The sequence below is a fragment of the Pseudoalteromonas sp. S1650 genome (assembly GCF_005887195.1).
GTDB classification, from domain to species: domain Bacteria; phylum Pseudomonadota; class Gammaproteobacteria; order Enterobacterales; family Alteromonadaceae; genus Pseudoalteromonas; species Pseudoalteromonas simplex.
In genome coordinates this window covers 34,023-40,022 of the sequence record NZ_PNDF01000053.1, presented here as the reverse complement: position 1 = coordinate 40,022, position 6,000 = coordinate 34,023, and the positions used below count along the sequence as shown (strand labels likewise).

5 protein-coding genes are annotated in these 6,000 nt (G+C 42.1%); all 5 read left to right on the top strand.

All coding sequences use genetic code 11. The features are described 5' to 3' along the window. Positions 1-417 precede the first annotated feature (417 nt). Complete coding sequence (locus CWB80_RS16135) at positions 418-1,473, top strand: DUF2066 domain-containing protein (RefSeq protein ID WP_138602481.1); 1,056 nt, start codon at positions 418-420, stop codon at positions 1,471-1,473. Continuing rightward, positions 1,473-2,183: a DnaA regulatory inactivator Hda gene (gene hda / locus CWB80_RS16130; RefSeq protein ID WP_171038282.1), complete on the top strand. Its 711-nt coding sequence runs from the start codon at positions 1,473-1,475 to the stop codon at positions 2,181-2,183. Before CWB80_RS16135 ends, hda begins: the two co-directional genes overlap by 1 nt. A 77-nt stretch (positions 2,184-2,260) precedes the next feature. After that, positions 2,261-3,241 carry a phenylalanine--tRNA ligase subunit alpha gene (gene pheS, locus CWB80_RS16125; RefSeq protein WP_054552893.1) on the top strand — a complete coding sequence of 327 codons (981 nt, stop codon included), beginning with the start codon at positions 2,261-2,263 and terminating at the stop codon, positions 3,239-3,241. Between the two features lie 15 nt (positions 3,242-3,256). Further along, complete coding sequence (pheT, locus tag CWB80_RS16120; protein WP_138602482.1) at positions 3,257-5,644, top strand: phenylalanine--tRNA ligase subunit beta; 2,388 nt, start codon at positions 3,257-3,259, stop codon at positions 5,642-5,644. A gap of 2 nt (positions 5,645-5,646) precedes the next feature. Then, complete coding sequence (ihfA, locus tag CWB80_RS16115) at positions 5,647-5,946, top strand: integration host factor subunit alpha (RefSeq protein WP_002960690.1); 300 nt, start codon at positions 5,647-5,649, stop codon at positions 5,944-5,946. Positions 5,947-6,000: the final 54 nt, after the last annotated feature.

Below are 6,000 nucleotides of genomic sequence, written 5' to 3'. Positions count from 1 at the left end.
GCATTGTTTATCCAATAGAGTGTTTTCGGGCTATGACGAAATTGTCGATGAAGTTTCAAAGGCATTGAATCACTTTATTTCGATACCGGATCGAGTGAAGAAAATGTGCAATCGGGAATGGATTAAATTGATTTAATCTTTATGCGGAATGGTATTATTTCACCTTGCGCTAATTCGTCTTTTATTAATGAACTTTACCTCTTCATTCTGCATGACGAATTACCACGCTGTTGGATTACGCTTCGCTCTACCCAACCTACGCCAGACTTCCAAACCTTTACTCCTTCAACTTTCCCCTCGCTAACTTTACTCTTGTAATTCACGAACTCGCTCAGCTGCCGTTCATTAAATTAACTTTGCTTTGTTTATGGCTTTGATTTAGGATCAAATCAGTTTAAAAGCAAGAACTAATGGCCTGTGTCTAGATTACTTATTTGTTTATTATTATTTTTTTCGAGTGCTTCAACCTTTGCTGTTGAGGTGACTAATTTATATCAAGATACTCTTAAAGTTGCAGACAAATCACGTGATGCTCGTTTGGCAGCAAGCCGTGAAGCGCTGCTAAATGTGTTGGTGAAAGTAAGTGGGGACACAAGCGCAGATCAAAACCCGGTTGCTAAACAACGCACCCGCGACATTTCCGATTACATGCTCAAATTTGAATATGACGAAAAAGCAGATGGCAGTTTAAATCTGGTCGTGAAGTTCGAAGCCAATAAGATTAATGCATTAATCAAAGATCTTGGCTTGCCATTATGGGGCACACGTCGTCCTTTAGTGGCGATCTGGCTAGGTATTGAAGATAACTGGCGCCGTGAATTGGTTACTCAAGAATCATACCCACAGCTTGAACAGCTTATATACGACAAAGCAAGTCGTCGTGGTTTACCTGTCGTTGTGCCACTACTTGATTTACAAGATCGCGCTATTGTTGGGATACCAGAAGTGTGGGGTAATTTCTCTGAGCCTGTAGAGCGAGCTTCAAGCCGTTATAGTGCTGAGCGCAGTATTACTGCAAGAATGTATCAACAAGCTGATTCAGAATCCTGGATCCTTGATTGGCGTTTCACTAATGCTGAATTATTCGATACTAATCGTTTGATGGGTGATAAGCAGCAAATTGTTGCAGATATGATTGATAGTTTAGCAGGTGGCTTAGCAGCAGAATACGCAATAGATCCAACGATGATTGGCCAACTTGCTACAGCAACTTTCTATCTTAAAGGTATCAATAACTTTGTTGATATTGAATTTGCTAAACGCCGTTTAGAGAGCTTAAGTGTTGTTACTCGTGCCGTAATATCTGTGCGTACACCTGATAGCGTTCAATTTACTGTTAATCACACTGGCAGCATGAATGATTTTAGAAAAGCGTTAGAACTTGATAGTGCCTTTAAAGCGTATCAGGACCCGCGTGATTTCTATCAAGTAGTCAATAAAGATGAGCTTGAATATCAGTGGCAGGGGCTTTAATCGCAGTGCAAGAACCAATGCAAATGGCATTACCTGTTACTTTGCCTGATGATGAAACATTTACTTCTTATTTTGGTGGCGAAAACTCGCTTGAAGTGAGTCACCTTAAAGATGCGTTCACAAAGCTTAGTAACAAATTTCAATATACTTATTTATGCGGTTTGGGCGATTCAGGTAAATCGCACCTGTTGTATGCGACCTGTATTCACGCTCAAGAGCGCGGTTTGTCAACCATGTTACTTTCGATGCGTGAAGTGATTGACTACGGCCCTGTGGTACTTGAAGGTCTCGAAAACCTTGACGTGTTATGTATTGATGACGTGCACTTGGTAGCAGGCAACGATGCATGGGAGAAAGGATTATTTAACTTTTTCAATCGCTTTAATGAGCCGGGCAAATACCTTGTGGTCACAGCTGATTTATTACCTGACATGCTACATATCAACCTACCGGATTTAGTTTCGCGTTTGAAGTGGGGCACAACGTTACAAATTCGTTCAATGAGCGATGATGACAAAGCCGAAGCGCTCGTACGCCGTGCTCACATGCGTGGCCTTGAATTGACGGATGAATGCGCGCGCTTTTTATTAACGCGATTAAGCCGTGATATGCGTGCATTATTAGACGTTTTAGATAAACTTGACCACGCCTCAATGGCTGCACAAAGAAAATTAACAATTCCTTTTATAAAATCAACGTTAAAGCTTTAGTAGGGCTAGAATCTAGTCCTTGCTTTCAGTTATCATTAGCTATTACAAAAATCCTTCTGTGAAAGACCAGGTACTCAATGAACTTAGAAAATATTTTAGCGCAAGCACTTGAGGCAGTTGCCAGTGCGAATGAAATCGCGCAACTAGAAGATATCAGGGTTAATTACCTTGGTAAAAAAGGTGAAATCACCAGCTTACTTAAAACGCTAGGCAAGATTGCCCCTGAAGAGCGTAAAGAAGCGGGTCAAGTGATTAACCAAGCAAAACAAGAAGTACAAACAGCCATTAACGAAAAGCGTGAGTTACTAGCAAGTAAGGCTCTTGAAGAGAAGCTAGCGGCAGAAACGATCGACGTAACTTTACCGGGTCGTGTTATGCCAACAGGTGGCTTACACCCAGTAACTCGTACTATTGAACGTATTGAAAGCTTTTTTGGTGAGTTAGGTTTTGCGGTTAAATCAGGTCCTGAAGTTGAAGATGATTTTCATAACTTCGATGCGCTAAATATTCCTGAGCACCACCCAGCGCGTGCTGATCACGATACTTTCTATTTCAACCCTAAGCTTGTATTACGTACACAAACAAGTGGTGTACAAATCCGTACCATGGAAACTGAGCAGCCACCACTGCGCATCATTTCTCCAGGTCGTGTTTATCGTAACGATTACGACCAAACACACACGCCAATGTTCCACCAAGTGGAAGGCTTAATGGTTGATACAGATGTAAGCTTCACTGAGTTAAAAGGTATTCTGCACGACTTCTTACGTAACTTCTTTGAAGAAGATATGGAAATTCGTTTCCGTCCTTCTTACTTCCCATTTACCGAGCCATCAGCTGAGGTTGATGTTATGGGTAAAAACGGCAAGTGGTTAGAGGTATTAGGCTGTGGCATGGTTCACCCTAACGTTCTTAAATCAGTGGGTATTGATCCAGAAAAATACACAGGCTTTGCATTCGGTATGGGTGTTGAGCGCTTGACGATGTTGCGTTACGGCGTAAACGACTTACGTGCATTTTTCGAAAACGATTTAAAATTCCTAAACCAGTTCCGTTAAGAGTGAAGATATAAAATGAAATTTAGTGAAAAGTGGTTAAGAGAGTGGGTTAACCCAGCAATCGACACACAGGCTCTTTCGGAACAGTTATCAATGGCTGGTCTTGAAGTTGACGGTGTTGAGCCTGCAGCAGCTGAGTTCACAGGCGTTGTTGTTGGTGAAGTGGTTGAGTGTGGTCAACACCCAGACGCTGATAAGTTACGTGTAACTAAAGTAAACGTAGGTGGTGATGAGCTACTTGATATCGTGTGTGGTGCACCTAACTGTCGTCAAGGTTTAAAAGTCGCTGTTGCGACTGTTGGCGCTGTATTACCAGGCGACTTCAAAATCAAAAAAGCCAAACTTCGTGGTCAACCTTCACACGGTATGCTGTGCGCATTCGTTGAGTTAGGTATCAGCGAAGAAGGTGATGGCATCATGGAATTACCAAGTGATGCACCAATCGGTACTGATTTACGTGAGTACTTAAGCCTAGACGACAACATTATTGATGTTGACTTAACACCTAACCGTGGTGATTGCCTAGGTATCAAAGGCCTAGCGCGCGAAGTGGGTGTTCTTAACAGTGTTGATGTAAACACACTTGAAATCGCACCAGTTGCTGCAACGATTGATGACAAAGTATCGATTGAGCTTGTGAATGATGAAGCGTGTCCTCGTTATTTAGGACGTGTAATTAAAGGTATTAACCTTGATGCAGAAACACCACTTTGGATGGTAGAAAAACTGCGTCGCAGTGGTATTCGCTCAATTGACCCTGTTGTTGATGTAACAAACTACGTGTTATTAGAGCTAGGCCACCCAATGCACGCATTTGATTTAAATGCGATTGAAGGTGGTATTAAAGTACGTAGCGCAAACGCGGGTGAAGAGTTAGTTCTGTTAGATGGCAACACTGCAAAACTAAACGAGTCAACGCTTGTGATTGCTGATCACAATAAAGCGCTTGCTATTGCAGGTATTTTTGGTGGTGAAAAGTCAGGTGTAACTGAAGCAACTTCAGATATTTTATTAGAAAGTGCATTCTTTAACCCTGTCGCTATTGCGGGTCAAGCACGTAGCTACGGTTTACACACAGATGCGTCACACCGTTACGAGCGTGGTGTCGATTTTGCACTGCAAAAAGATGCGATGGAACGAGCGACAGCATTACTTCTTGAAATTGTTGGCGGTGAAGCAGGCCCAGTTGTTGAAGCAGTTGCAACTGACAAATTACCAAAAGTAACAGAAGTGCGTTTACGTCGTGAGCGTTTAGACCGTGTAATTGGCCACCACATTGATGATGCAAAAGTAACTGACATCCTAACGCGTTTAGGTTTAGACGTTAAAGTTGTTGATGGTGTATGGAGTGCTGACGTACCTAGCTATCGCTTTGATATTCGTATCGAAGAAGATTTAATTGAAGAAGTTGCGCGTGTATACGGCTATAACAGCATTCCTAACGTTGCACCAACTGCTAAATTAAAAATGACTAACCATGACGAGTCGCATGTTGCGGTAACTAAATTCCGCAATACGCTTGTAACACGTGGTTACCAAGAAGCAATTACTTACAGCTTCGTTGATCCAAAAGCACAAGCAATTTTACACCCGCAAAGTGATGCGCTTGTATTGCCACACCCAATTTCGGTTGAAATGTCAGCAATGCGCGTGAGCTTAATGCCAGGTCTATTAGCGTCGCTAGTTTACAATCAAAACCGCCAGCAACCACGCGTCCGTTTATTTGAGCACGGCTTAAAATTCTTACGTGACGAAAATGCTGAAAACGGCGTAAACCAAGTTGCTGTCATTGGTGGTGTAATCTCTGGTCTTGCACACGGTGAACATTGGGTTCAAGAAAAGCGTAGCGTTGATTTCTATGACTTAAAAGGTGATGTTGAAGCACTTTTAGCTATTAGTAACGATTCGTCACGTTTTGAGATAAAAGCAGAGCAGTCTGATGGCTTACACCCAGGCCAATCAGCGGTTATTTATGTTGATGGTAAGAAAGTTGGTTTCTTTGGTGCAGTGCACCCACAAGTGCAAAAGTCACTAGATATCAACAACACAGCGTTTGTGTTTGAAATCGAAATGTCTGCACTAGAAAAAAGAAAATTACCAGAAGCCGTGGCAGTGTCGAAATTCCCGTCAAACCGCCGTGATATCGCGATTTTAGTGGAAGATCACGTAAAATCTGGCGATATTTTAAATGTCATAGAAAAAGTTGGCGGAAATCAATTGGTTGACCTAAACTTATTCGATGTGTATAAGGGCAAAGGTATTGAGCCAAATTATAAGAGTTTGGCGATTGCTCTAACACTGCAAGCGGTTGATAGAACGCTCGAAGAGAAAGATATCAATCAAGTAGTTGATAATGTGGTGGCCGCACTGGCCGAACAATTTAACGCATCGTTGAGGGACTAGATATGGCGCTTACTAAAGCCGACATAGCTGAACACCTATTTGAAAAACTCGGGATCAATAAAAAAGATGCCAAAGATTTAGTTGAAGCGTTTTTTGAAGAAATCCGCTCAGCGCTAGAAAAAGGCGAGCAGGTTAAGCTCTCTGGATTTGGTAACTTTGATCTTCGAGATAAAAAAGAACGTCCAGGCCGCAATCCGAAAACAGGTGAAGATATTCCTATTTCGGCACGCCGAGTTGTGACTTTTAGACCAGGTCAAAAGCTAAAAACTCGTGTAGAAGTTGGTACAAGCAAAGCAAAATAAGAAAAGGCAGCGTTAGCTGCCTTTTTTATTTGTCTGAGCATTGCACATTAGCGA